The organism is Rhizobium sp. Leaf306 (genome assembly GCF_001423425.1).
GTDB classification, from domain to species: Bacteria; Pseudomonadota; Alphaproteobacteria; order Rhizobiales; family Rhizobiaceae; genus Neorhizobium; species Neorhizobium soli.
In genome coordinates, this window is sequence record NZ_LMNX01000001.1 from 135835 (window position 1) to 162503 (window position 26669).

A 26669-nucleotide genomic window follows, 5' to 3' on the forward strand; every position below is an offset into this window, starting at 1 on the left:
AGAGCACCATGCGGGCGGTAATCTTTCCGCTCCTGGCGTTGATTTGCCCCAAGGACACGTGCAAAACAAGCCCCGATGCTTTGCGGCATCGCGTCGCGGGAGGAGAAACGCGTTGGTCCCACGCCTGAGAAGTTTCATCGGCACGATCATGATCATCGTGCTCGTCATCGTCTACGCGCTGGCTGCAACCACGGTCGCGACGCTGTTGCTCGCGACATCGCCGTGGTGGGTGCATTTCCTCTACTTCCTGCTGTCGGGGCTTTTGTGGATCCTGCCGGCCATGCTGATCATCAAGTGGATGGCGGGCGCACGGCCGAAAGTCTAGGTTATGCCTGGGTTCACCCCGCATTAACCAGCCGTGATAGTATTGGCGGCGGGCGACACAGCAATAAACAGATTGTTGGTGCACGCTGCCTATTCTCCCCGCTTGAAAGACAGCGGAGCGCGTCATGCAAACCTCGAGACTGATTGAAGAGCTTGCGCCGGCAGGGACATCGGGATCGCCTTCCCGTGAGACTGTCCCGTTGCGTTTCGCGCAGATCGAAATGGCAGTCGCGACGGACATGGCGGATCTGAAGTCCGACTGGCACCGTCTGCAGGCGATCAAACTCAATTCGCTGCATCAGGGTTTCGACTGGTGCGAAGCCTGGGTAAAATCCCACGGCCGCACGCTCGCAGTCGTCGTCGGTCGCATCGGCGGTCGCGCCGTGTTTATCCTGCCGCTCGATATCGTGCTCGAAAAAAGCATCCGCATCGCCCGCCTCCCCGGCAACCATTACAACAATCTCAATACCGGCCTGTTCGATCCGGCACTCGAGGTGGCTTCCGCTGCCGAGCTGAAGCCGTTCCTGCACATGCTGCGCACGGCGCTTTCTCCTTACGCCGATCTCGTGGTGCTCGATTGCGTGCCGCTCTCCTGGCGCGGCAGTCGGCATCCGCTGAGTGCTCTCGCAACGACGGAGAACCAGAACCATTCGTTCCAGCTGCCGCTATTCCCGAATTTCGAGACGACGCTCGCACAGCTCAACGCCAAGACCCGCCGCAAGAAATTCCGCTCGCAGAGCCGCAAGATCGAAGCGGCCGGCGGCTATGACCATGTGATCGCGCTAGACGCGGACGAAAAGCACGCGCTGCTCGATACGTTCTTCCGCCAGAAGGCGGCGCGGCTGAAAATGTTCGGCCTGCCCGATGTCTTCCACGCGTCCGAGATCCGAGAGTTTTTCCATCGCCTGATAGACGCGCCGACGGATGGGACAGACACTTCGCTCACCCTTCACGCGATCCGCATGCGGGGTGAGCACGAGGGACATGTCGTGGCGATTGCCGGCGTGTCGCGCAAGGGCGACCATGTGATCTGCCAGTTCAGCTCCATCGACGACAGCATTTGCCCGGAGGCAAGCCCCGGCGAGTTGCTGTTCTGGCTGATGATCGAGAAAAGCTGCCGCGAAGGCGCGGCGCTGTTCGATTTCGGCGTGGGCGACCAGCCCTACAAGCGCAGCTGGTGCAGCCAGGAAACCGTGCTGCACGATATTCTGATCGCCATCACCCCGAAGGGCTCCGTCCTCAAACCGCTGATGGTTCTGGCAACAAGGGCGAAGGCTGCGGTCAAGCACAACCCGCGCCTCTACGCTCTTTTGCAGAAACTGCGGGCCGCCAAAACGAACAAGGCGGCCTGAAAGCCGCCTTGTAGATCGTGGTTCATGCGGTGTGGCTCACGCCACCTGTCGTCCAGCCTTGCGCGGCGAACTGCGGTCATTGGCGTCAGACATTACCAGCAGATTGCGAATTCCCTCGCCTTGGAAGTCCTGGACAATCTTTGCGACATCCTCTTCCTTGAATTCAGGCACGGAGAGGATGACCTCCGCCTTTTCGTTGCGGGTCAGTCGCGACAGCATCGGCGCTTCCGCCGGGCCGCATTCGATCAGAACCAGATCATAGGCGTCTGCGAGTGCATCGACGACCATCGGCAGCCGGTCTGCGCCCCGCATGGCGCGAACCGGATCGGCAGAACCGAACGGGATGATATGCGCATCCGAGAGACGGTCCGGATGGATGGCTTCCCCGAACGCAACCTCGCCGCACAGCAGATCGGTGATGCCGGCAAGCTTGACGTCCTGCGCCATCAGCCGTGTCGGGCAAGCCGAGCCGGTCATGTCGATCAGGGCGACGGTGCGACCGCGCTCCGAAATTTCACGGGCCAACATCACGGTCGCCGTCGAGCCTGCATCGCCACCGGGCGACACGACCAGGCCGATCGGCACCGCACGGCGCTGGAGGTAGCGGGCAACGGACGCGATCGTGAAGGATTCCTCCTCCCCGTCGTTCGCCGGCGTCGTGACGGCAATTTCTTCGACCGGTGGCTCGGCAGCGACCGCAGCCTCCTGCTTCTGGTCAACTTCCGCGCCCTTCGCGGCAGCGGCATCCTTGCGGGAGGCAGCCAGCATTTCCTTTGCCGCCGCGAACAGCCTGTGTTCGCGCTTTGGCCGATCTGCAACAGTTTCTGCCGCAACCGGAGCTGCGGCGGGTGTTGTTGCAACCAAAGCGCCGGCAGGGGTCGGTTCGGGCTCGGCCGGGGCCGGTTCGACTGCAGGCGTTGCGACCTCGTGTGGTGTCAGCAAGAAATCGTCCTCGCGACGGCGATTGAGAGGGCGGAGCGCCCGGCCGCTGAACAGTTCGGCGATGATGACGACCAGGCAGCTGACGATCAGTGTCGCGAGCGTCGCCACGATGACAATCGGAATGACCTTCGGAAAGAAGGGTTCCGACGGTTCGACCGCGCTCGATACGATGCGGGCATCCGCGGGGCTTGAATTCGCGTCGCGGCGCGAGGTCGCCTCGCGGTAGCGCACGAGATAGGTTTCGAGCAGCTGGCGCTGGGCGGACGCTTCGCGTTCCAGGGCCCGCAGCCCGACTTCCTCTTCACCGGCCTTGGCCGAATCAGCCTTCAAGCCGTTCATCTGCTGCGTCAGCTGACGCTCGCGGAGCCGTGCAATCTCTCTCTCGTTGTCGAGGCTTGCCAGGATCTTCTGGGTTTCACGCTCGATCTGCTGATTGATGCCGCTGAGCTGCGCGCGAAGTCCCCGAAGACGCGGATGGTTGTCGAGCAGGGATGTCGAGAGATCATTGATCTGCGCCTGCAAATTGGTCTGGGTTTCCTTCAGGCGCTGGATGACCTGCGATCCGGCAACATCCGCCAGCGTGTCCGAAGCGCGGCCGGCTCTCAAACCAGCGCGGACGTTTTCCGAACGGGCCTCGGCATTGGCGAGATCAGCGCGAACGCGGGCAAGTTCGGTCGATATATCGTTCAACTGCTTGCTGGAAAAACTGTTGGCTTCGCTGGTCTGGAAAAGGCCGTTGGAGGAGCGGTAGTCCGCCACCTTCTTTTCGGCATCGTTGACGCGGGTCGTCAGGTTGGCGATTTCCGGCTCCAACCAGCGGGCGGTTTCGGCATGGGTGTCCACCTTCGAGCCACTCTGGATCTGAAGATAGGCTTCGGCCATCCGGTTCGGGACATCCGCCGCGAGCTTCGGATCATGCGATGCAAATTCGACGGCGATGACGCGCGAGCCCTCGACCGGATAGACCGACAGCTTTTCGCGGAACTTCTGGATGACCCGGTCTTCCGGATCGATCGCCATCGGATCCTGCTTCAGGCCGACCATCACCAGAAGGTCCGGCAGTGCCGACTGTCCAGCCGGGTCGAATTCCGGGCGATCGGAAAGCTTCAGATCGCGCGCAACCCGCTTGATGAGGTCGGTCGATTGCAGCAGCTGGGCCTGACTGGTGATGTTAAGCGTGTCCAGAACCGGATCGTTGGAACTGCCTGCCCCTTCCCCGCCGGACAGGTTCGGCGATCGCGATTCGATCAGCAGCCTGGTTTCGGCCTTGTAGCTGGGTTTGATCAGCGAGGCGCCGACCAGCGCCAGCGCGCCCGCCGCGATCGTCACGGCGAGGATCTTCGCCTTGCGTTCCCAGACGGCCGCGATGACCTGCCTGAGGTCGATATCCACATCCTGATGGCCGCCGTTTACGCCAGACATTGCCCGCTCCAAACTGGTCTATTTGGGCGGACAGTAAATTATCATGGTAACGCTACAGTTAATGAGCCGCGGCTTCGAAGAAAAACCGGACTCTGATCTTGCAGGCATTATTTCCGATGGTCGTCGCGCCTCTCTTTACCGGGCATTAACCCTAATGGATCGATAACAGGCTCGAAATCGTCGAACCACCACCCCGAGCCTGGGACGCGAACATGCTATTCGCCCAAGACAAGAAAAATCCGACGCGCAACCAGCGCGCCAAAACCGTTCTGGCTCTTGCGGCGGCAGCCGTTGCGATGACGCTGTCGGGCTGCGCCTCCTACAAACCGGCTCCCAAAAGCTTTCAGGAAGCGACGATCCAGCCTTACCGGCTGGACAGCGGCGATCGGCTACGTGTCAGCGTCTTCGAACAGCCGAGCCTTTCCAACACCTATACCGTCGATCAGGCCGGCTATATCGCCTTCCCGCTGATCGGTCAGATCACGGCCCGGGGCCAGACCATGCCGACGCTCGAGGGTGCAATCGCCGCCAAGCTCAAGCAGGGCTATCTGCGCGATCCCGACGTGACGATCGAAATGGATCGCTACCGCCCGGTTTTCGTCATGGGCGAAGTCGGACGACCCGGACAGTATTCCTATGTGCCCGGCATGACGGCACAGAACGCCATCGCAATCGCCGGAGGCTTTACCTCTCGCGGAAACCAGCGCGATGTCGACGTCACACGCAAGATCAACGGCGAGGTCATCACGGGCCGTACGACGATTTCCTCACAGGTCCTCGCTGGCGACACGGTCTACGTCCGCGAGCGGCTGTTCTGACATCATCATGTCGGCTGAGGCCCCTCCCTTGCGCATCCTCCATTGTTTCAGGTCGCCTGTCGGCGGGATCTTCCGCCATGTGCGGGATCTGGTGGAAGAACATCGGGCTGCCGGCCACGAGGTCGGCATCCTCTGCGACAGCTCGACCGGTGGCGAGCATGAGGACAGGTTGTTCGACACGATCCGGCCGCAGCTTTCGCTTGGCCTGACACGAATTCCGATGCGCCGTTCGATCGCTCCTTCCGATCTTGCGGCACTCTACAGAAGCTACAAGCATATCAAGAGCTTGCGGCCGGACATATTGCACGGACACGGCGCCAAGGGCGGCGTTCTGGCGCGATTGATCGGCTCAGCCTTGCGGGTTAACAGGTATTGCGTGGCCCGCCTCTATTCGCCGCACGGCGGCAGTCTGCATTTCGACCGGTCCAGTCTTTCGGGCAAGGTCGTGCTGCAGCTCGAACGGTTCCAGGAACGCTTCGGCGATGCCCTGGTCTTTGTCTGCGATTACGAGCGCCGCACCTACGAGGAAAAGGTCGGAAAACCGCTCAAGACGGCGCGCGTGATCTATAACGGCATTGGCGAGGCCGAGTTCGAGCCGGTCCCAGCGGTCATTTCCGCGGTCGACTTTCTCTATATCGGCATGCTGCGCGACCTAAAGGGACCGGATGTCTTCATCGACGCCTTTGCCCGAACGGAACGCGCGGTCGGGCGGCCTCTCTCGGCGCTGATGGTCGGCGACGGTCCGGGCCGTGAGCGCTACGAAGCCATGATTTCCGAACGTGGCCTTGGCCGCCGGCTGACGATGATGCCGGCCATGCCCGCCCGCAAGGCGTTTGCCCTCACAAATTTCGTCGTCGTTCCGTCGCGGGCGGAAGCGATGCCCTATATCGTGCTGGAAGCGCTCGCCGCCGGGAAGCCTGTCATCGCATCGCGTGTCGGCGGCATTCCCGAAGTGCTGGGAGTGAAAAGTGCGGCCCTTGCCGTCCCCGGCGACGCCACAAGCCTTTCCGACGTGATGACGCAGGCACTGCAGACACCGGAGTGGCATGACCGCGTCATGCCGAAGCCGTCCGATTTTAAGGCAGTGTTTTCCGCCTCCGTTATGGCGGACGACATGCTTCACTTGTACCAGGATCTACTCGGCCAAATCCCTGACCGAAGGTACAGCTAAAGGCTTCTTTAGCTTCTTTTTGCTACTGGACTGAGACTACTTCTGCGCCTTCGCGGCAGCTGAGTCGAGGATCCTGGCATGAGCCCGCTGAACAAGCCCGATGAATTCGACGTCGAAAGCCTTCGCCGCAAGGTCTCAGAGATGCGTGCGAGCGAGGAGAAGGAAGCGGGCGCGGTCCTCAATCCCTTCGCACGCCAGATCGCCCAGCAGTTCCGCGAAACCAGCTATTCGCCATCCCTGCTGGTCGGACTGATCCGGCTTACCGAATTTGCCGCGATCCTGATTGTCGGCCTCATCGTCGACCTGATCTACGGCGCGACCGAGATGTCGCTTTCCCGCCTGGTCATCATCACCTTCGGTTCTGCCATCACGCTTCTGCTTCTGCAGATTGCCGACACCTATCAGATCCCCTCCCTGAGGTCCGCCAACAGGACCTTGAAGCGGGTTCTCATCACATGGGCCTTCGGTTTTGTCCTGACCAATCTCGCGCTCAGCTTTGCCGCGGGCGGCTGGGTGCCCGTGACCGGTCTCATCGTCTGGTTCTCCGTCAGCTGCGTCGTCCTTGCCGCCGAGCGGCAGGCGATCGCGCTTGGCATCCGCCACTGGGCGCGCAACGGCGTTATGGAACGCCGCGCCGTAATCGTCGGCGGCGGCGAACCTGCCAAGCAACTGGTGCGCGCCCTGGAACGCCAGTCGGATAATGACATCCGCATCTGCGGCATCTTCGACGACCGCAACAGCGACCGCTCGCCGACCGTCGTTGCCGGCTACCCGAAGCTTGGTACCTTTGCCGAGCTTGTGGAATTCTCGCGCCTTGCCCGTATCGACATGCTCATCATCGCGCTTCCTGCCAGCGCCGAGCAGCGTATCCTGCAGCTTCTGCGCAAACTCTGGGTTCTGCCGGTCGATATCCGGCTTGCGGCGCATGCGAACCGCCTGCGCTTCCGCCCACGGGCCTATAGTCACGTGGGCACCGTTCCGATGTTCGATATTTTCGACAAGCCGATCCGCGACTGGGATTCGGTCGCAAAGCGCATCTTCGATATCGTCTTTGCCGTGTTCGCGATCGCCTGCCTCTGGCCCGTCATGCTGGCTGCCGGCATTGCCGTGAAGCTCAGCTCGAAAGGGCCGATGCTGTTTCGCCAGAAGCGCCACGGCTTCAACAATGAGATCATCAACGTTCTCAAATTCCGCTCGATGTACACGAGCATGAGCGACCAGACCGCGATCAGGGCCGTGACCAAGGGCGATCCGCGGGTCACGCCCGTCGGCCGGTTTCTGCGCAAGTCCTCGATCGACGAGCTACCGCAGCTGTTCAACGTGCTGAAAGGAGAGCTGTCTCTCGTTGGTCCCCGTCCGCATGCGGTCAGTGCCCAGACTGGCGAACGCAGATATGTGGACGTCGTCGAAGGCTACTTCGCCCGCCACCGCGTGAAACCCGGCGTGACTGGCTGGGCGCAGATCAACGGACTGCGCGGCGAGTTGGACAGCGACGAAAAGATCCGTGCCCGCACCGCCCACGATCTCGACTATATCGAGAACTGGTCGATCCTGTTCGATCTCAAGATCCTGTTCCTGACGCCGATCCGGCTTCTCAACACGGACAATGCATATTGACGACGCTGGCCGCACATGAGACCCGGCCGTTCAACGTCCAGCTGGCCGTGTTCGCTCTCGTGGCAAACGGCATGCTGGCCTTTGGCGTCTTTCTGTCCGGCTTCGTTATGTCGGAGCCTGCCCCTTACGAACTGATGATGGTGGCCCAGATCGGCCTCTGGTTCCTGTTTGGGCTCAGGATCTCCCGGACGGTCGCGATGCTCATGGCGATGCTGCTGATCTTCAACATTAGCGGCCTGTTTTCCATCTTCGTGATGAAGGATTCGTCCGGCGCCGGTATGTATTATGCGGTCTCGATCTTTCTCGCGCTCACCGCCGTGTTCTTTGCAGCGGTCATAGAGAACGACCATCGGCGGCTGAAGATCATCTTTCATGCCTGGGTGGCGGCCGCCATCATCACGGCCACTCTCGGCATCCTCGGCTATTTCGACGCGTTTCCCGGGGCCCATGTCTTTACCCGCTATAACCGCGCCATGGGCGCCTTTCAGGACCCCAACGTGTTCGGCCCCTATCTGGTCGGCCCGCTCCTCTATCTCCTTTACCGCATGCTGACCGGCCCGGTCATCCGTACCCCCCTTCTCATCCTCGGCATGCTGGTGCTGGCGATCGGCATCTTTCTGTCGTTTTCACGCGCGGCCTGGGGCCTCCTGCTGTTCGGTGCCATCGCACTGATCGTCCTCATGCTCCTCAAGGAGCGCACGACGGCATTCCGCCTGAAGATCCTGGTCATCTCGATTTGTGCCGGCGTGGCACTCGTGCTCGCCCTTGCGATCGCTTTGCAGATCCCGCAGATCGCCGACCTGTTTTCCAACCGTGCGAAACTGGTGCAGGATTACGACGGCGCGCGGCTTGGTCGCTTCGAGCGGCATAAGATCGGCTTCCTGATGGCGATGGAGCGACCGCTCGGTATGGGACCGATGGCGCTTGGAAAAATCTTCGGCGAAGACGAGCACAATATCTGGCTGAAGACACTCACGACCTATGGCTGGGTGGGTGCGGTGACGTATCAGATCATGATCTGGTCCAGCCTGTGGATGGGTTTCCGCTATATGCTGCGCGAGAGGCCTTGGCAGCCTTTTCTGATGATTGCATGGGTCCTGATCCTGGGACATGCGATGATCGGAAACGTCATCGACACGGACCACTGGCGGCACTTCTATCTCTCGCTCGGCATTCTCTGGGCCTGCGTCGCGCTGGAAAACCGCTATCAGCGCAACACCACTGCCGCGACGCCGCCGTTACAGGCCTGAGTTGTTGCCTCAAGCGCAAGTCCTTGACATTGGGTCGCCTTGCGCCAGATTTCTCGTATGTTGACCGCATCACAAATTCGCGCAGCGCGCGCACTCACCGGCATCTCGAAAGACGCGCTTTGCGCCGCTTCGGGCCTGTCCGCCGTCGAATTCGACGACGCGGAGGCCCATGACGCCCTGCCCGACCCAACCATCAGCGAGAGACTGAGGGCATTCTTCGAGACAAGGGGCGTTATATTCCTGGCAGCCGGCGACGGCGGATCAGGAATGGGACCGGGTGTGAGACTGAAGCACGACGGTCAGGAAGAGGGCATGCGCCCCGAAGATCTCAACGCCGCAAACGACGATTGAAAAAACCTGAAACTCGCTGGAACATATTGAGCTCATAGGCGTTTCCCGGCCAGAATTGCATAGTCGGGGAAATTCATGACGCGTTCCAATAATCTGTACTTCATCATCGGCGCTCTCGTTGTTCTGGTCGTCGGTCTGGGGTTCTATGTCTACCGCGAAGAAACCAAGCCAAAGGGCGTAGAATTCAGCATCGGCCAGGATGGCGTCAAGGTCGAGGAAAAGTAGTTTCTCCGCGCAAACCGAGCTTAAGAAGTTTCTCTATTTAACGTCGTTTTTATATGCACTAGATATTGGAGGATACCATCCTCCAATATTTGTGAGGGGGCACAATGTCGCATATTACACCCGTCGATCTTCAGCAGTCCGGAATGAAGAAGGTGTGGAGCGTAACTGACTTTGCGCGCCGTTACCGTCTCGACAAGGACGAGGAAAACCGTCTTCTGCAGCTCCTGGGGTCGTTTGCTTCCGAGCAGGAGCTTCTGATGAATGCGAGCCGGACAGCGCGTTTTCGCTAACGCGAACTACTATCACGTCTGCTACGCCTATACTTGCTGATTGATCGCAGGCGGAACTTTACCACTCACAAATCAGTTACATCCCCGTGAATATCTTGCGCCGCAGGCCCTGCCACGGCTCCATACACGGAGGATACAATGATCAATGTTTTCGCAAAGGCAGGCTTGGCCTTGGCCTTGTCCGTCTGCACCCTTGGTGCGGCCACTGCCCCGGCATTGGCCCAAGACGTACAGCTGCGCATCGGACCTGACGGCGTGCGCCCGGTGATCCGCGACAGGGATCGCGATTACGACAGACGCGATCGCCGCATGGGCTGCAGCCCTGGCGAAGCACGCGCCGCCGCTCGCGACGAAGGCTTCCGTCAGACGGAGATCGTCCGCGCCACTCGCCGCAGCATCACCGTCCAGGGCATGACCCGTCGGGGTCCCGACCGGATCACCTTCGCCAATCGCCCTGGTTGCCCGGAAATCTGAGACTGACTGAAAAGGCCCCGCAAGTTCGGGGCCTTTTTTTGCTCGAGCTATATCTCGTCAACAGCGGCAAAAATGAAAAAGGGTCAGCTCGTGTCTCGGAGCTGACCCTTTTAGATCGAAATGCGCTGGCCGTTACCGCCAGAGATCCAGAACTTTAGAATACGAATGCGTAGAGCAGCACGATTACAAGGATCGGAACGCCCATCGCCCAAAGTACAACACCCTTCAACATCACATTCTCCTTTGTTTTCCTATCTGACAACGCGTCGGGAACACTGACGTTCCAGCCAAATGCAAATTGTAGTCAGATAAGTCGAACGCGGTTCGGGATGATCCATCATTCGTTCACAGGTTCTGGTGAGTGACGTCGCAACAGGTTGGTGTGACGAGAGACGAGTTCACCCATGGCGAGCTCATGTCAAAGCGGCTCTGGGGGAGCCTGTCGCCGAAGGAAGAATGGTCGGAATGGCCGGATTCGAACCGACGACCCCTTGACCCCCAGTCAAGTGCGCTACCGGGCTGCGCTACATTCCGCCACATCGCTTCGAGCCGGCGGACCGGCGTCGCGTGAAGCATGCATTCCATACTGACATGATCTTCACCACGCAAGGAAAAAATCGGCTTTCAATGGATCTCGGATCGACGGTCTTGCTTCAACAAGAAAGCCGGCCCCATTGTCTGGGGCCGGCCTATCAGGACGCCTTGGCGACTGCCCTATCAGTAGGGCGAGTAGCACAGCTGGCGCGGGCCGTTATAGGGCTGGAACGTATTGTCATAAGCCCTGTAGGACCGGTAGCGGTTGGCGCACCAGTTGACGTGCGCGCTATTGGCGTTCACGTAACGACGTGGCTGCACGTAACGCGGTTCGGCGAAGCGCGGCTGGGATGCAATGGCACCGCCAATCAGAGCGCCGGCAGCAAGACCGCCGATGATCGCACCTGAATTGTGGCCACGGTAGTGGCGACCGCGATAATAGTCGCCGCGGCGGTAGTCGCGGTGGTGACGATAGTAGCGACGACCTTCCCAACGATCACGATGCCGCCACTGAACCTGCTGGACCTGATCAACGCTCTGCGGCGCTTCGATGGTCTTCGGTGCGTTGACGACAGGGAAGGCGTGTGCCGGTACCATGCTCGTCAGTGCCGTCATGGCCGAGACGACAATGATTGCGAGTTTTTTCACGTTTGCATCTCCTCTAGTGTTTCCTCGTAGGTAAATGTTGTACCTTCGCGTTTGAACCAGAGGTGAACGGTAAATTTACAGTGAGTTCATGTAAGCAGGTATCGGATCAACGAACCTGGTCCAGCAGACGCTTGCATTCGAGAAGGTCAAACAGTGCCTCCTGCAGCAGGGCACGGTCTTCCTTGCCGACGCTCGATTTTCCAACCGACACTTCCAACTGGTCCTCCCCGGCCCCGCCGAAACCGAAGAACCGGCCGCTCGGCTTTACCTTCGGGCGCCCGACGACCTGATCTTCTTCCTGGGTGGAAATTTTAGGCTCGGCATTCTTCTCGCTGTTGGCCGCCATGATGGCTTCCATCGTGGCGATATCACCCGATGCGATTGCTGAGACGAACTTGTTGCCATTCGTCTTCAGGAGCTTCTGAACGCCCTTGATCGTGTATCCGTGGTCGTAGAGAAGGTGACGGATCCCCTTCAACAGGTCCACGTCCTCCGGGCGGTAGTAGCGACGGCCGCCTCCCCGCTTCATCGGCTTGATCTGCGGAAACCGCGTTTCCCAGAAGCGCAGGACGTGTTGCGGCAGGTCGAGATCGTCAGCGACTTCGCTGATGGTGCGGAATGCGTCCGGGCTCTTGTCCAAGTGTCAATCTCCAGGGATCGAACGGCCGTGCGGCGCGAAAGGGGTCAGCACGAAAGGCTGGACGAGGATTATGCGTCGAATCGCACATTTCTCAACGGCTTGCACCGAAAGATTCAAGTGTGTTCACAAGATTGGTGTTTTGGCAGGGGTGCCAGCGTGCAAAACGGGCGTGTCAGCTCGCAGGGCTTGCCGGCTTCTGCTTGACCTTGCGCAATGTGTGCGCCTTGAGGATGCGTTGCTTCAAAACATTGGATGCCTTGAAGGTCATCACCCGGCGGGGTGAGATCGGTACTTCCTCGCCTGTCTTCGGATTGCGACCGATGCGCTCGTTCTTGGCGCGCACCTGAAATGTCGCAAACGACGAAAGCTTGACCATTTCGCCGCGAACGATGGCGTTGCAGATTTCGTCGATTACCGTTTCGACGAGTTCCGCCGATTCCGTGCGAGAGAGGCCAACCTTGCGAAAAACCGATTCCGCCAGATCCGCGCGTGTGACTGTCTTGCCGGCCATGGTCCCCCGCCTGATTTAATGTGATATTATCAAAGCCCGCAAACAGTATTTTGGTTGTGCCCCACGGTCAAGCGCCCCCGGGCCAAGCATCTGTTCGGCATTGATTATTTCATAATATGGCTCAGGTTTTCAGCCGGCATCACCAGCGGATCAGGACGGCCCCCCAGGTGAAGCCGCCACCCATGGCTTCCAGCATCACAAGATCGCCCTTCTTGATGCGACCGTCGGCACAGGCGACTGAAAGCGCAAGCGGGATCGATGCCGCCGACGTGTTGCCGTGAATGTCGACGGTGACGACGACTTTCTCGGTGGGAATGTTGAGCTTCTTGGCAGATCCATCAATGATACGACGGTTGGCCTGGTGCGGTACCAGCCAGTCGATATCCTCGGCAGTCGTGCCGGTCGCCTCGAATGCGTCCTCGATCACGTCGGTGATCATAGCCACCGCATGCTTGAAGACCTCACGGCCTTCCATCTTCAGGTGCCCGACCGTGCCGGTCGTCGATGGGCCGCCATCGACGTAGAGCTTGTCCTTGTGGGATCCGTCCGAGCGCAGATGCGCCGTCAGGATACCGCGGTCGGCAATCGTGCCCTCGCCTTCCTGAGCCTCCAGCACAACGGCGCCGGCGCCATCGCCGAACAGCACGCAGGTTGTGCGGTCGTTCCAGTCCAGAATGCGGGAAAAGGTTTCGGCGCCGATCACCAGCGCGCGCTTCGCAAGCCCGCCACGCAGGTGGAGGTCTGCCGTCGTCATCGCGTAAACGAAGCCGCTGCAGACCGCCTGCATGTCGAAAGCGTAGCCATGCTTCATGCCGAGCCGGTTCTGGATCTCGACGGCGGTCGCGGGAAAGGTGTTGTTCGGCGTCGAAGTCGCCAGAAGGACCAGATCGATGTCATCAGGTGTCAGGCCGGCATTATCGAGCGCTGCCCGCGCTGCCTTCTCACCGAGCGATGCCGTCGTTTCGTCGTCGCCGGCGATGTAGCGCTGGGTGATGCCGGTGCGCTGGACGATCCACTCGTCCGACGTGTCGACCATCGTCTCCAGCTCGCGATTGGTGACGACCCGTTTCGGGAGCGCTGCCCCGTAACCGCGAACAACTGATCGAATCATAGTCAAATCACATCCTAACGTCATGCGGCTTCAGGGCCGGCCGGCGGCAGGCGTCTGGCATGATAAATCTTCAAATCCTGCGAAATTTTGGCGTTGAGGTCGTTTCGCGCCATGTCGTAGCCGACTGCGATCGCGGCTGCGATGCCTTCGGCGTTGGCGCTACCGTGGCTCTTGATCACAATACCGTTGAGGCCGAGAAAGACGCCGCCATTGACCTTGTTCGGGTCCATCTTCTCGCGCAAGCGATCGAATGCTGGCTTGGCGAGAAGGTAGCCGATCCGGGCAAGCAGCGTGCGCGACATGGATTCGCGCAAAAGCGTGGCGATCTGGCGCGCAGTTCCCTCGGCGGTCTTCAGAGCGATATTGCCGGTAAAGCCTTCGGTCACCACAACGTCGACAGTGCCCCGACCGATATCGTCGCCCTCGACGAAACCGTGATAGGAGAGGTGCGGAAGGTTGGCTTCGCGGATCAGGCGACCGGCTTCCTTCACCTCTTCCTGACCCTTGACCTCTTCGACACCGACATTGAGAAGGCCGACGGTCGGGCAATCGACTTCAAACAGGGCCCGCGCCATAGCGCCGCCCATCAGGGCGAAATCGAGCAGCTGCTGGCTGTCGGCACCAATCGTCGCGCCGATATCGAGAACGATGCTTTCGCCCTTCAGCGTCGGCCAGATGCCTGCAATTGCGGGGCGTTCGATACTCGCCAACGTGCGAAGACAGAATTTCGACATTGCCATCAGCGCACCGGTATTGCCGGCGGACACAACGACATCAGCTTCGCCAAGCTTCACGGCTTCGATGGAACGCCACATGGTCGAGACATAGCGACCACGGCGTAGCGCCGCACTCGGCTTCTCGTCCATGGCAACGGCCAGTTCACACGCATGGAACACGGACCGCTCGCGCAATTTCGGATAGCGCGCAAGCCACGGCTCGCATTCGGCTTTCAGTCCGTAGAGGAGGAAACTGACGTCGGGATGGCGTTCGAGCGCCTTCGCGGCGCCCGCCATGACAACCTCGGGGCCAAAGTCGCCACCCATGGCGTCAATCGAAATTCTGATCACGCGTCCCTGATCCTTGTTTTAACCGGCCGCACGCGCCTGCAACGAATGCCTGCGCCGACTTTTGCTTCTTCAGTGGGCACGCTCATGCGCCGCCCTGCCGGCGAAATCGTGGCCAAAATATAGGTTTTGTTTCTGCTTACAACCGGTCTCAGTCTTTTTTCCAATCCTTGAGCGCGGCAAACGGATTGGGTTTGGTTGCCGGATCGTTCGGGTCGCTCTCGATATGGTCCTTGAAATCGATGCCCGGCCTGCGCGGATAAGGGTCTATCGCCAGTGCCACGAACTCGGCAACGACCTCGCCCGCATCGATCGTATCGCCGACAAACATTTCCGGCAGGTCCGGACCATCAGGATCGACCACCATCTCGGCGCTTTCGGCCGTGACGACGCGCGCAAGCTTGGATCCCTCAGGCACAAAGACCTGATCGAAATCCTCTGAAATGGTCGACGACACAGGATCAAGCGTCACCACGCAAGCCTGGGTGACAGCGGCCTTGACGTGGCCCTTGAGGCGCACGCCGTCCTTCTTCCAGCGGGCAATGTAGATTTCCGCCTTCAACGAATTGACCGATACGACGTCCCAGAGAACGGCCAAGTCCTTCCGTTCGTTTTCATCGGCTTCGACAGTAACGGTGACCGGATTGGCGGAAATATTTCCAACCTTCACGGCATAGGAGAACGGAGGCTTGCCGCCTCTGGCCTTGCTGGGTTCTTGATCGCGTTTCATTGTTCCTCGCCTTCCCGGACCGGCTCCGGCACGACCAGCAGCCCACGGGAAATCGTATCTTCCGAGACCGCTGACATAGCGGTTTCGGTGGTTGTCATCCAGTGCGCAAGTGCGCTCATGTCTTGTATATCGGTGGCTTTAGGATGGATATTACGGTGCAGCGCTGCGGCAAGCGCGGTTTCATCGCCGCTGTCGAGAGCTGCGGCATAGGTTTCTAGCCGACCGTAGAACATGCCCGCGAGCTTCTTCATCCGCTTCGGAACCCCCTGGTCGCCGATTCCGAGCTCGCGAATCGAATGGTCGATATCCTGAAAGAAGGCATCGACGATCTCCTGCGCCAGTTCCTGCCCGCTCGGCCCCGACTTCGCCGTCCGGCGAAAAAACAGGATCATCACGATGGACAGCATTTCAAACCGGCCCATCACGGTATCGGGTACGCCGAAATCCTCGTAGAAGACGGGGATGCGCGCTCCCGACGTCAGGGCGTAGTATTGCCGGTTGACGATGGTCTGATTGCTGTTTTTCTTTTTGAACAGGCCGAATATCATCGTGTTTCCTGCATTTGCCTTCATGTTTGCGTCATGGTCGAAGCTGGCGATGTTGCATGCAAACGAAAGCTGGTTTACCGAAGCAGGCACGAATTGCAATGCATTCGCCATCGGCGGGCTTCGGTTCGGCTATCCGGAAGCGGCAGTCAGCTGTCCCCGGAATAGCCACAATGGTATGAGCAGCAGAGTAACCGGCTTCCGCCGGCACATCGACATGTGGGGGATACCGTTGAAGAAGCGGGTTTTCGGATACGAAATGAAAGCGTTGAGCAAAACGGCGGCGGCCCTTGTCGTTGCATCGATTGCAGTTTCCGGCTGCACATCCATGGAAATCGGCGACACGATGTACAACGGCTATGTCGTTGACCAGCAGTCGCTGAACCTGATCCCTGTCGGTTCAAGCCGCGAGCAGGTGATCCTGACCATGGGTACACCGTCGACGACCGCGACCTTCGATACGGAAGTGTTCTATTACATTTCCCAGAAGCGCCACCGTCGGGCAGCCTTCATGAAGCCGCAGATCGTCGAGCAGAGCGTGCTTGCCATCTATTTCGACAAGAACGGCGTGGTCGCACAGCGCGCCAACTACGCACTTCAGGACGGCAAGGTGTTCGACACGATCTCGCGCACGACGCCAACCGGCGGCCGCGACCTTACCTTCCTGCAGCAGCTTCTGTCGGGTGGTTCCGGAGCAGCAAGCGGCGGTGCCGGCCAGATCCGCAACATGCTGCAGAGCATGGGCAACTAACAAGCGCATTTCCGAATATCAAAAAGCCCGCGATACCAATGGTACCGCGGGCTTTCTTTTGTCTGTGTGAGACCTGGTTCTAGTGGGCGAGAACCGCCAGCAGCAGAAGGGCGACGATGTTGGTGATCTTGATCGCCGGATTGACGGCAGGGCCTGCCGTATCCTTGTAGGGATCGCCGACCGTATCGCCTGTCACCGAAGCCTTGTGGGCATCGGATCCCTTCATGTGGCGGGTGCCGTCCTTATCGACGAAACCGTCCTCGAAGCTCTTCTTGGCATTGTCCCAGGCGCCGCCGCCCGAGGTCATCGAGATCGCGACGAACAGGCCGTTGATGATGACGCCGAGAAGCGAGGCACCGAGCGCTGCAAAGGCGGACGCCTTGTCACCGCCGGAGACGAGAAGCACACCGAAATAGACGAAGATCGGTGCCAGCACCGGTAGCAGCGACGGCACGATCATTTCGCGAATCGCGGCCTTGGTCAGGATATCGACCGCGCGGCCATAGTCGGGCTTTTCCGTTCCCTGCATGATGCCGGGCTTTTCGCGGAACTGCCGGCGAACTTCCTCGACAATCGAGCTTGCCGCCTTGCCGACCGCCGTCATGGCGATGCCGCCGAACAGATACGGGATGAGACCGCCAAACAGCAGGCCCGCCACCACATACGGATTGGACAGGCTGAACGAGATCTGGCCTACCCCCTGGAAGTACGGATATTTATCGGCGTTTGCCACGAAGTACTGGAGATCGTTGGCGTAGGCCGCAAACAGCACCAGTGCGCCGAGACCGGCTGAGCCGATCGCGTAGCCCTTGGTGACGGCCTTGGTCGTATTGCCGACGGCATCCAGAGCATCCGTGGCTTTCCGAACATCCGGCGGCAAATGCGCCATTTCGGCAATGCCGCCGGCATTGTCGGTGACAGGGCCGAAGGCATCGAGTGCCACGATCATTCCGGCAAGGCCGAGCATGGCGGTGACGGCAATGCCTGTGCCGAACAGTCCGGCGAGCTGATAGGTGGAGATGATGCCACCGACGATGACGAGTGCCGGCAACGCGGTTGATTCCAGCGAGACGGCCAGTCCCTGGATGACGTTGGTGCCATGGCCGGTCACGGAGGCCTGGGCGATGGAATTGACCGGCCGCTTGTTGGTGCCGGTATAGTATTCGGTGATGACAACGATCAGTGCCGTCACCACGAGCCCGACAAGGCCACAGGCAAACAGTCTGGCGCCGGTGATGTCCATGCCGGCAACCGTGCCGATCGTTCCCCAGCCGATGGTGATCGAGGTCGCGATCGCAAGTCCGACAATGGACAGCAGCCCCGTCACGATCAGGCCCTTGTAGAGGGCGCCCATGATCGAGCCGTTGGTGCCGAGCTTGACGAAGAACGTGCCGACGATCGAGGTGATGATGCAGGTGCCGCAGATCGCCAGCGGATAGAGCATCGCCTGGTCGATGACGGCGCTGCCTGCAAAGAAGATTGCGGCGAGCACCATGGTCGCGACGACCGAGACCGCGTAGGTTTCGAACAGGTCGGCCGCCATGCCGGCGCAATCGCCGACATTGTCGCCCACATTGTCGGCGATCGTTGCCGGGTTGCGTGGATCGTCTTCCGGAATACCGGCTTCCACCTTGCCGACGAGATCGCCGCCGACATCGGCGCCTTTGGTGAAGATGCCGCCGCCGAGGCGCGCGAAGATCGAGATCAGCGAGGCGCCGAAGCCGAGTGCCACAAGGGCATCGATCACTTCGCGTGAACCGACCGCATGGCCAAGCACGGTTGTCAGGATGAAAAAGTAGATGGACACGCCGAGCAGTGCGAGGCCCGCGACAAGCATGCCGGTGATGGCGCCAGACTTGAAGGCAATGTCGAGACCTGCCGCCAGACTATGGGATGCCGCCTGCGCCGTGCGCACATTTGCCCGCACCGATACGTGCATGCCGATGAAGCCGGCAGCGCCCGAGAGAACGGCGCCGATGATGAAGCCGATGGCTGCCGTGCCAGACAGAAGAAACCATGTGAGACCCGCAACCAGCACCCCGACGATGGCGATGGTCATATACTGGCGCGACAGGTACGCCTGTGCGCCTTCCCGGATATAACCGGCGATCTCCTGCATCCGCTGATTGCCTTGATCGGCGGCAAGTACGGAACGCGTGGCCCATGCAGCATAAATGATCGACAGCAGACCGCAGACGATCACACCTAGAATTACAGTCATGCGAATTTTCCTCTCCCTGACCGGCTGCGGCCGATGCCGCCCCGGCATTCTGCATCCGCCGGCAACGGCTCTCCCCTCCCAAGGAATGCGCTTGTCGCCATGCACGGGTGAGATTGCGGTGAGGAACAACCGCCGTCAAGCGCTACGACGGTAATAGAACCGGGTCAGTTGGCTTTTGCGACGGGCCTGCGCAGCATCAGCGCCAGAATGAGAAGAAGGCAAAAGATCGCGACCGGCCAGATCACCAGGTTGATGAATGACCAGCCCCAGGTGACGAACACCTTGCCCGAGGAGAAGGAGGACAGTGCCACCGTGCCGAAGAGGACGATGTCGTGAAACCCCTGCACCTTGTCGGCCTCCTGCGGGCGATAGCTGGAGGCGACGATCGTGGTCGAGCCGATGAAACCGAAATTCCAACCTATCCCGAGCAGGACCAGCGCCAGCCAGAAATTCCACAATTCCACGCCCATATGGGCAACGATCGCGCAGCCCATCAGCGTGACGAGGCCAGCGGCGACCACTTTTTCCGCGCCGAAGCGGGTGATCAGCATGCCGGTGAAAAAGCTCGGTCCGAACATGGCGAGCACATGCCACTGGATGCCGAGCGCCGCCAGTTCCGTCGGAAAGCCGCAGCCGATCACCATGGCGAGCGGCGCACCAGTCATCACGAAGGTCATCAGCGCGTAGGTGCAGATACCGGAGACCATGCCGGTCATGAACCGCTGCGTCACGACGATTTCCCGCAGCGACCGTGCCGGCGGCTGCTGGGTTGAGAGCGACGCATCCGCCTTGGTCGGCAGACGCAGGAAGGCCATGATGCAGATACCGGCAAGACAAAGCGGGATCAGCATCAGGAACGCACCGGCAAAGGTCACCGGCGCCAGCCAATCCTTTGCGGCGATGGAGAGCTGAGGCCCGACGATCGCCGAGACGATACCGGCCCCGAGGATCCAGGAGATGGCTCGCGGCTTATAGGCTTTGGGAGAAATATCGGCAGCGGCGAAGCGGATCTTCTGGGTGAAACCGGCGCAGGACCCGACCAGCAGCAGCGCGAAGGCAAACAGCCAGAAATCACCGCGAAACAGCGCAATTGCCGCAAGCCCGCCGCCGATCGCGCCGAGCATGCCGCCCGACATGAAGGCCGCCTTGCGGCCCAGGAACTTGGACGCGATGGCAATCAGCACCGCACCGACGGCCGTGCCGAGGTTGAACGCGGTAATCGGCGCTGTCGCAAGCGACTTGTCGTCGCCGAGAAGCTGATAGCCGGCAAGAGCGCCGATCGACACGGTGAGAGGTGTGGCAGACCCCAGGATGGCCTGGGTGCCTGCGAGCAGAAACACGCTGCGGCGGGCGGTGCTCAAGTCAATTCTTTGACGCTCGACCGCTTCGTCCATCTGATGCTCTTTCCGGGATGTTACTTCTTCGCGTCGCCGCGGATTTGCTTGGCAATGCGGTCGAGAACCGCATTGACGACCTTCGGCTCATCTTCCTCGAAGAACGCGCGGGCAATCTCGACATACTCGGTAACGATGACGGCCACCGGGACATCCTTGCGCTCGACGATCTCGAACGTTCCGGCACGCAGGATGGCGCGCAGGGTGGAATCGATCCGCGACAGCAGCCAGTCTTCCTGCAGCGCCGAGCGGATCAGCGGGTCGATCTTGTCCTGATCGCGTACGACGCCGGCGACGATCGAGCGGAACCAGGAGGCATCCGCCTTCAGATAGGTATCGCCATCGAGTTCCTGGCCGAGGCGATGGGCCTCATATTCGGCCACGACCTCGAGAACGCCGGTGCCGCCGACATCCATCTGATACAGGGCCTGAACGGCTGCCAAACGCGCCGCGCCACGCTGATTTGCCGGCTTGACCGGATGCTCGCCTTCTTTGGACATTCTATCAACCACCATTCAGCTTTTCGCGCAGTGCGATCATGGTGAGGCAGGCACGGGCCGCAAAGCCGCCCTTGTCCTTCTCGGACCGCTTGATACGCACCCAGGCTTGCTCGTCGTTCTCGACGGTCATGATGCCGTTGCCGATCGCCAGCGATTCGGAGACCGCAAGATCCATCAGCGCGCGCGAGGATTCGTTCGAGACGATGTCGAAATGGTAGGTTTCGCCACGGATGACCATGCCGAGCGCGACAAAGCCGTCATAGGACGTGCCGTCCTGATCGCCGGCATCGAGCGCCATCGCGATTGCCGGCGGAATTTCGAGCGCGCCGGGAACCGTCACCACGTCGTAGGTCGCACCCGCATCCTTGAGAGCGGTCGTTGCGCCATCGAGCAGCGCGTCCGCCATGTCGTCATAAAACCGTGCTTCCACGATCAGGATGTGAGGTGCGTGTTCTTGCGGCATGATTTCACCTTGGTTACATCGGCGCGTTGGGCGACAAGCCGAATAGTCGGCGGTCAAAACATGCCCGGCCGGGAATGGCAAGTGGTTTTCGCTGAACGTTGCGTTGCAGGGCGCGAATACCTATTGTGCAACGTCATCGGGGCGGAACAGGAGGAGCGCAGCTTGCCCGCTGGCGCCTGTATCCGCTTGTCGTCGGATCGACCTCAGCCCGTCGGGAACTGCGCCAGCCTTGCTGCGTAGCGGGCCATCGTATCGACTTCGAAATTGACGAAATCGCCGGCCTGGCGATCGCCCCATGTGGTGACGCCCAGCGTGTGCCTGATCAGCAGCACGTCGAAATCGGTGTTATCGACAGCGTTGACGGTGAGCGATGTGCCATCGAGCGCAACCGAACCCTTCGGCGCGACGAAGCGGGCGAGACTTTCCGGCGCCCGAAGGCGAATGCGGACTGCTTCGCCTTCGGAGGTCACGGACAGGATCTCCGCCTTGCCGTCGACATGGCCGGAGACGATGTGGCCGCCCAGTTCGTCGCCGATCTTCAGCGCCCGCTCCAGATTGACGCGGGTACCGGATGTCCAGTCGGCGATCGTCGTCAGCCGCAGCGCTTCTTCCCAGGCTTCCACCTCGAACCAGCGCTCATTGCTGCCATCGTCCGGCAAGTTGGTCACGGTCAGGCAAACGCCGCCATGGGCGATCGACGCGCCCATCGCGATCGTCTTCGGATCGTAGCTGGTGGCGATGCGGAGCTTGACGCCCTCGTCCATCGGGGTCGTCGCCGCTACGGTTCCGACATCGGTGACAATTCCGGTAAACATCGACGACCTCTATGACTGCTCGATTTTCTGGAAATCGTAGGAACGGTCGGGACCGAACGTATCCTCACGAACCAGCTGGAAACCCTCCGGCATATCGGATGGCGACAGAGGCGATTCAAGACCGCCCTCGCCCACCATCGTCGGCCCCTGCGACAGCACGATCCGATCGACGAGGCCGGCATCCAGAAAGGCCTTGCCAACCGTTGCGCCGCCTTCGACGAATAGAAGGGAAATTCCGCGTGTCGCCAACTGGTCGAGAAGTGCTGCGAGATCGCCTGCCTCGATCACATCGACACCTGCGGCCAGAAGTTTCTCGCGCTTTTCGGCCTCTTGCGAGACCGGCACGCAGGCGACGATCACAGGCACGTCGCGGGCAGACTTCACCAGAAGGCTGTCGAGCGGCAGTTCGAGACGGCGATCTAGAATAATGCGGACGGGCGATCTGTCGCTCATCTCGGGAAGCCGGACCGTCAGTTGCGGATCGTCGGAACGGACGGTTCCCATACCAACCAGGATCGCATCGCTTTCGGCGCGCATGACATGCACCTGGGCACGGGCGAGCGGCCCGGTGATCAGTACTTCCTCGCCACGGCGTCCCAGCATGCCGTCGGCCGAGACGGCTAGCTTGAGCGTGACGAAAGGGCGGTGACGGATCTGGCGGGAGAGATAACCGGCGAGCGCGCGCTTGCCGTCATCTTCCATGAGGCCAAGCTCGGTCGCGATGCCGGCATCGTGCAGGATCTTCAATCCCTGACCGGAGACGCGCGGATCGGGATCGGCGACGCTGACGACAACGCGGGAAACACCGGCCGCCACGAGCGCATTGGCGCAGGGCGGGGTCTTGCCGTGATGGGCGCAAGGTTCCAGCGTCACATAGGCGGTCGCCCCCCTCGCCTTCTCGCCGGCAACGGCGAGCGCGCGGGCTTCCGCATGTGGTCGGCCATCGCGGGCCGTAACCGCTGCACCAACAATGGCACCATCCCTGACGAGCACGCAGCCGACCGATGGATTGGTCATGGTCTGGCCTTCATGCCAGCGCGAAAGCCTCAGCGCTGCGGCCATGAACCTCTGGTCGTCGGCCTCCGACATGGCGTCAGGACTCCAGCCCGGGATCGCGGGCAATCTTGGCGTTGATCTCGGATATCACTTTCTCGAAGTCCTCCGCATGGGAGAAGTCGCGATAGACGGATGCGTAGCGCACGAAGGCAACGTCATCGAGGCTTTTCAGCGATTCGAGCACCTGCAGGCCGATCTCTTCGGAGGAGATTTCGCTCTCGCCCGAGCTTTCGAGGCGCCGGACGATGCCGGAGACGGCGCGCTCGATGCGGTCGGGATCGACCGGCCGCTTGCGCAGCGCAATCTGGAACGACCGCACCAGCTTGTTGCGGTCGAACGGTACCTTGCGGCCGGTCTTCTTCGACACCAGCAGCTCGCGCAACTGCACGCGCTCGAATGTCGTGAAGCGACCGCCGCAGTCAGGGCAAATGCGCCGCCGCCTTATAGAGGTGAAATCCTCGGCCGGACGCGAGTCCTTGACCTGGGTATCCTCCGAACCGCAATAGGGGCAGCGCATCGTGTTTCCTTAGAGGTACGGGTACATCGGGAAGCGATTGGTGAGCGTCATCACCTTTTCGCGGACACCCGCTTCCACCACCGCATTGCCCTCGTCCGAATTGGCCGTCTTCAGGCCGTCAAGCAGTTCGACGATCAGGTTGCCGATTTCGGTGAACTCGGCTTCCTTGAAGCCGCGCGTCGTTCCGGCCGGCGTGCCGAGACGGATACCGGACGTGACGAATGGCTTTTCAGGATCGAACGGAATGCCGTTCTTGTTGCAGGTGATATAGCCGCGGCCAAGCGCTGCTTCGGCCCGCTTTCCGGTCGCGTTCTTCTTGCGCAGATCGACCAGCATCAGGTGGTTGTCGGTGCCGCCGGAGACGATGTCGAGACCGCCTGCCACCAGCGTTTCCGACAGGGCCTTGGCGTTCTTGACGATCTGAGCCGCGTAATCCTGGAATTCAGGCTGCAGCGCTTCGCCGAAGGCCACCGCCTTTGCGGCAATGACATGCATCAGCGGGCCGCCCTGCAGGCCAGGGAAGACAGCCGAGTTGAATTTCTTCGCCAGATCCTCGTCATTGGTGAGGATCATGCCGCCGCGCGGTCCGCGGAGCGACTTGTGGGTCGTGGTGGTCGCGACATGGCAGTGCGGGAACGGCGACGGATGCTGGTTGCCGGCAACGAGACCGGCGATATGCGCCATGTCGACCATGAGATAGGCGCCGACTTCGTCGGCGATCTCGCGGAAACGCTTCCAGTCCCAGGTGCGGGAATAGGCCGTGCCGCCGGCAATGATCAGCTTCGGCTTGGTCGTGCGGGCCTTCTCAGCCACGGCATCCATATCGAGAAGGTTGTCGCCTTCACGAACGCCGTAGGACACAACGTTGAACCACTTGCCGGACATGTTGACCGGCGAGCCGTGGGTCAGGTGCCCCCCCGAGTTGAGATCGAGGCCCATGAACGTGTCACCCGGCTGCAGCAGCGCCAGGAACACGGCCTGGTTCATCTGCGAACCGGAATTGGGCTGGACGTTGGCGAAGTTGACGCCGAACAGCTTCTTAGCGCGTTCGATGGCAAGTTCTTCGGCGATGTCGACGAACTGGCAGCCGCCGTAGTAGCGCTTGCCCGGATAGCCTTCGGCATACTTGTTGGTCATGATCGAGCCCTGGGCTTCGAGCACGGCGCGCGACACGATGTTTTCCGAGGCGATCAGTTCGATCTCATGGCGCTGACGGCCAAGTTCCTTCTCGATCGCGCCGAAAATATCCGGATCGGATTCGGCCAGCGGGCGGGAGAAGAATGCTTCGGTATTGGACATGTGCGAGGCTCCTCGAAGGGTGGCAGGCGATGTGACGCGTCTTAGCCTTCCCTTCCGATCAGGGCAATACACGGAGCGACATTTGCGCGTCCAACTCCGTTTCGAGACAACGGCAAAAGGCCGCACCACCCTTTTGGGCGATGCGGCCTTTCAATCGAATTGGTCGTTCGTCAGCGACGTCCTGCTTATTGCGGCAGGAGATCCTGTTCGGTGATCGCACCGGAGGCACGCTCCACGCCGGTCGTGGTCTGCAGAGCCAGTTCCTGGTTGCCGTCGCGCTGGTAGATGTCGTCGCGGAACTGGACGACCTGGTCCTTTGCCGACCATGCCGTGACATAGACGATATAGACCGGAACTTCCTGGCTGAGCTTGATCGGGTTGTTCTGGCGAGCAGCGATAACCCGTTCGATTTCCTGACGCGACCAGCCGGGCGTGTCACGCAGCAGCCAGGTCACGAGATCGCGCACGTTCTGGATACGCATGCAGCCCGAGGACTCAAAGCGCATCAGCTTGTTGAACAGGCCCTGCTGGGGCGTGTCGTGCATGTATTCGTTGTTCGGGTTGTGGAAGTTGATCTTCGTCGAGGACATCGCGTTGATCTTGCCCGGATCCTGGCGGAACATGAAGTTCGGCGCCTTGGGGGCATTCCAATCCACGGTTTCTGGCGACACTTCCTGGCCACGACCGTCGATCAGACGGATGTTGTTGCGCGTCAGGTAGGTCGGGTCCTTGCGCATCAACGGCACGATGTCCTTTTCGACAATCGAGCGCGGTGCGGTCCAGTAAGGATTGAGGATGACTTCGTAGATCTTCGAATTGATCGCATGGGTCGGGCGGTCGATACGGCCGACGACCGCATTGGTGCGCAGCGCCACGCGATCGTTCTCGACCGCTTCAACATAGGCCGCCGGGATGTTGACCATGACGTAACGCGAACCGAGATCACCGGACATCGACTGCAGACGGACCCGGTTGGTTTCGAGCTGCATCAGACGTGTCTGGGCCGGAACGTTCATCGCTTTGACGCTGAATTCGCCAAGCACGCCATCTGCCGGCAGGCCGTGACGGGCCTGGAAGCGCTTGACGGCACCGTCGACATTGCTGTCGAACGAGCTGGACATGCCTGCGGACTGATCGAGATCACCGGCGATCATAAGGCGACGGCGCAGGTTCTGCACCGACGGATCAACGACGCCGAGCTGCAGGCGCACGGACGAATTGACATCTGGCCAGCCACCTGCAGAAACGATCTGCTGATAGAAGGCAATTGCCTGCTGGATGTTTGCCGGGCCTTCGGAACCAAGGATCGGATTGTTGGAGACGACACCGACGGCCGAGCGCGAACCACGCGCATCGAACTGGTCATCCCAGTTGCCACGACGAGGCGCGGTCATGATGCCATCGAGCGTCGACTGCGCCAAAGCCGGCGCGGCCAGAACGGCGGCACCCACGGAGACGGCCGAACGCAACATGGCGCGGCGGGAAAGCAATTCCGATCCGATCTTTTTCGACATCATCCTGTCCATCTGGTCCCAGAGGCTTCAAAACAAAAGCGCTACAGGGATATGGTTAATAAACGCGCAAAATTCCGCGGCTGGGCTGCTGGAAATGCTCGGGGGGCCATCTGGAGTAGC

Annotated in this window: 28 protein-coding genes and 1 tRNA gene; 11 read left to right on the forward strand and 18 right to left on the reverse strand. The window is 60.6% G+C overall.

Translation table 11 applies throughout. The annotated features are described in order from the left end of the window. The first annotated feature begins 112 nt into the window (after window positions 1-112). Complete coding sequence (locus ASG19_RS00585) at window positions 113-325, forward strand: DUF2842 domain-containing protein (RefSeq protein ID WP_062453259.1); 213 nt, start codon at window positions 113-115, stop codon at window positions 323-325. Window positions 326-449: 124 nt separating this feature from the next. Further along, window positions 450-1676, forward strand: coding sequence for a GNAT family N-acetyltransferase (locus ASG19_RS00590; RefSeq protein ID WP_082476138.1), 1227 nt, complete (start codon window positions 450-452; stop codon window positions 1674-1676). Window positions 1677-1712: 36 nt separating this feature from the next. Here the strand turns inward: ASG19_RS00590 and ASG19_RS00595 are convergent, their stop codons facing one another. Next, on the reverse strand, window positions 1713-4040 hold the full coding sequence (locus ASG19_RS00595) for an exopolysaccharide transport family protein (RefSeq protein ID WP_062453261.1): 2328 nt from the start codon (window positions 4038-4040) through the stop codon (window positions 1713-1715). A gap of 296 nt (window positions 4041-4336) precedes the next feature. Between ASG19_RS00595 and ASG19_RS00600 the strand changes: the two genes are divergently transcribed. From ASG19_RS00600 to ASG19_RS00630, 8 genes are all read left to right on the forward strand, one after another. Further along, window positions 4337-4858, forward strand: coding sequence for a polysaccharide biosynthesis/export family protein (locus ASG19_RS00600; RefSeq protein WP_062454730.1), 522 nt, complete (start codon window positions 4337-4339; stop codon window positions 4856-4858). Window positions 4859-4865: 7 nt separating this feature from the next. Next, entirely contained in the window at window positions 4866-6029 is a 1164-nt protein-coding gene (locus ASG19_RS00605) for a glycosyltransferase family 4 protein (protein ID WP_062453262.1), read from the forward strand. Window positions 6030-6107: 78 nt separating this feature from the next. Continuing rightward, the gene (locus ASG19_RS00610) at window positions 6108-7646 is read left to right on the forward strand and encodes an undecaprenyl-phosphate glucose phosphotransferase (protein WP_062453263.1); all 1539 of its coding nucleotides are present in this window, start codon (window positions 6108-6110) and stop codon (window positions 7644-7646) included. Between the two features lie 5 nt (window positions 7647-7651). Next, entirely contained in the window at window positions 7652-8896 is a 1245-nt protein-coding gene (locus tag ASG19_RS00615; protein WP_244476102.1) for an O-antigen ligase family protein, read from the forward strand. A gap of 57 nt (window positions 8897-8953) precedes the next feature. After that, window positions 8954-9247: a hypothetical protein gene (locus ASG19_RS00620; protein WP_062453265.1), complete on the forward strand. Its 294-nt coding sequence runs from the start codon at window positions 8954-8956 to the stop codon at window positions 9245-9247. Between the two features lie 75 nt (window positions 9248-9322). Continuing rightward, the gene (locus tag ASG19_RS24155; protein WP_092661949.1) at window positions 9323-9472 is read left to right on the forward strand and encodes a hypothetical protein; all 150 of its coding nucleotides are present in this window, start codon (window positions 9323-9325) and stop codon (window positions 9470-9472) included. A gap of 104 nt (window positions 9473-9576) precedes the next feature. Next, window positions 9577-9762, forward strand: a complete 186-nt coding sequence (locus tag ASG19_RS00625; RefSeq protein WP_062453266.1) for a hypothetical protein — start codon at window positions 9577-9579, stop codon at window positions 9760-9762. Window positions 9763-9900: 138 nt separating this feature from the next. Continuing rightward, window positions 9901-10236, forward strand: a complete 336-nt coding sequence (locus ASG19_RS00630) for a hypothetical protein (protein WP_062453267.1) — start codon at window positions 9901-9903, stop codon at window positions 10234-10236. 457 nt (window positions 10237-10693) lie between these two features. Here the strand turns inward: ASG19_RS00630 and ASG19_RS00635 are convergent. From ASG19_RS00635 to ASG19_RS00670, 8 genes are all read right to left on the reverse strand, one after another. Then, window positions 10694-10770 (reverse strand) — tRNA-Pro (locus ASG19_RS00635). 183 nt (window positions 10771-10953) lie between these two features. Continuing rightward, on the reverse strand, window positions 10954-11418 hold the full coding sequence (locus tag ASG19_RS00640) for a BA14K family protein (RefSeq protein WP_062453268.1): 465 nt from the start codon (window positions 11416-11418) through the stop codon (window positions 10954-10956). A 106-nt stretch (window positions 11419-11524) separates the two neighbouring features. After that, a complete protein-coding gene (locus ASG19_RS00645) occupies window positions 11525-12058 on the reverse strand; it encodes a MerR family transcriptional regulator (protein ID WP_062453269.1) in 534 nt (177 codons plus the stop codon). 172 nt (window positions 12059-12230) lie between these two features. Further along, a complete protein-coding gene (locus tag ASG19_RS00650; protein WP_062453270.1) occupies window positions 12231-12569 on the reverse strand; it encodes an integration host factor subunit alpha in 339 nt (112 codons plus the stop codon). 139 nt (window positions 12570-12708) lie between these two features. Then, complete coding sequence (locus tag ASG19_RS00655; RefSeq protein WP_062453271.1) at window positions 12709-13680, reverse strand: beta-ketoacyl-ACP synthase III; 972 nt, start codon at window positions 13678-13680, stop codon at window positions 12709-12711. Between the two features lie 20 nt (window positions 13681-13700). Then, window positions 13701-14747, reverse strand: a complete 1047-nt coding sequence (gene plsX / locus ASG19_RS00660; RefSeq protein WP_062453272.1) for a phosphate acyltransferase PlsX — start codon at window positions 14745-14747, stop codon at window positions 13701-13703. 148 nt (window positions 14748-14895) lie between these two features. Beyond that, window positions 14896-15474 carry a DUF177 domain-containing protein gene (locus ASG19_RS00665; RefSeq protein ID WP_062453273.1) on the reverse strand — a complete coding sequence of 193 codons (579 nt, stop codon included), beginning with the start codon at window positions 15472-15474 and terminating at the stop codon, window positions 14896-14898. Then, entirely contained in the window at window positions 15471-16022 is a 552-nt protein-coding gene (locus tag ASG19_RS00670; RefSeq protein WP_062453274.1) for a ubiquinol-cytochrome C chaperone family protein, read from the reverse strand. The genes ASG19_RS00665 and ASG19_RS00670 overlap by 4 nt, the downstream gene beginning before the upstream one ends. Window positions 16023-16245: 223 nt before the next feature. Between ASG19_RS00670 and ASG19_RS00675 the strand changes: the two genes are divergently transcribed. Beyond that, complete coding sequence (locus ASG19_RS00675; RefSeq protein WP_062454732.1) at window positions 16246-16770, forward strand: outer membrane protein assembly factor BamE; 525 nt, start codon at window positions 16246-16248, stop codon at window positions 16768-16770. A 79-nt stretch (window positions 16771-16849) separates the two neighbouring features. Here ASG19_RS00675 and ASG19_RS00680 read toward each other — a convergent pair whose 3' ends face one another. From ASG19_RS00680 to ASG19_RS00720, 9 genes are all read right to left on the reverse strand, one after another. Beyond that, on the reverse strand, window positions 16850-18991 hold the full coding sequence (locus ASG19_RS00680; protein WP_062453275.1) for a sodium-translocating pyrophosphatase: 2142 nt from the start codon (window positions 18989-18991) through the stop codon (window positions 16850-16852). Between the two features lie 164 nt (window positions 18992-19155). After that, the gene (locus ASG19_RS00685) at window positions 19156-20385 is read right to left on the reverse strand and encodes an MFS transporter (protein ID WP_062453276.1); all 1230 of its coding nucleotides are present in this window, start codon (window positions 20383-20385) and stop codon (window positions 19156-19158) included. A gap of 20 nt (window positions 20386-20405) precedes the next feature. Next, a complete protein-coding gene (gene nusB / locus ASG19_RS00690; protein WP_062453277.1) occupies window positions 20406-20885 on the reverse strand; it encodes a transcription antitermination factor NusB in 480 nt (159 codons plus the stop codon). A gap of 4 nt (window positions 20886-20889) precedes the next feature. Beyond that, the gene (ribH, locus tag ASG19_RS00695) at window positions 20890-21348 is read right to left on the reverse strand and encodes a 6,7-dimethyl-8-ribityllumazine synthase (protein ID WP_062453278.1); all 459 of its coding nucleotides are present in this window, start codon (window positions 21346-21348) and stop codon (window positions 20890-20892) included. A 203-nt stretch (window positions 21349-21551) separates the two neighbouring features. After that, entirely contained in the window at window positions 21552-22163 is a 612-nt protein-coding gene (locus ASG19_RS00700) for a riboflavin synthase (protein ID WP_062453279.1), read from the reverse strand. Window positions 22164-22172: 9 nt separating this feature from the next. Then, on the reverse strand, window positions 22173-23252 hold the full coding sequence (ribD, locus tag ASG19_RS00705) for a bifunctional diaminohydroxyphosphoribosylaminopyrimidine deaminase/5-amino-6-(5-phosphoribosylamino)uracil reductase RibD (protein WP_062453280.1): 1080 nt from the start codon (window positions 23250-23252) through the stop codon (window positions 22173-22175). Between the two features lie 4 nt (window positions 23253-23256). Continuing rightward, the gene (nrdR, locus tag ASG19_RS00710) at window positions 23257-23736 is read right to left on the reverse strand and encodes a transcriptional regulator NrdR (RefSeq protein ID WP_062453281.1); all 480 of its coding nucleotides are present in this window, start codon (window positions 23734-23736) and stop codon (window positions 23257-23259) included. A gap of 9 nt (window positions 23737-23745) precedes the next feature. Then, complete coding sequence (gene glyA / locus ASG19_RS00715) at window positions 23746-25035, reverse strand: serine hydroxymethyltransferase (RefSeq protein ID WP_062453282.1); 1290 nt, start codon at window positions 25033-25035, stop codon at window positions 23746-23748. A gap of 185 nt (window positions 25036-25220) precedes the next feature. Continuing rightward, a complete protein-coding gene (locus ASG19_RS00720) occupies window positions 25221-26549 on the reverse strand; it encodes a L,D-transpeptidase family protein (RefSeq protein WP_062454734.1) in 1329 nt (442 codons plus the stop codon). Window positions 26550-26669 lie beyond the last annotated feature (120 nt).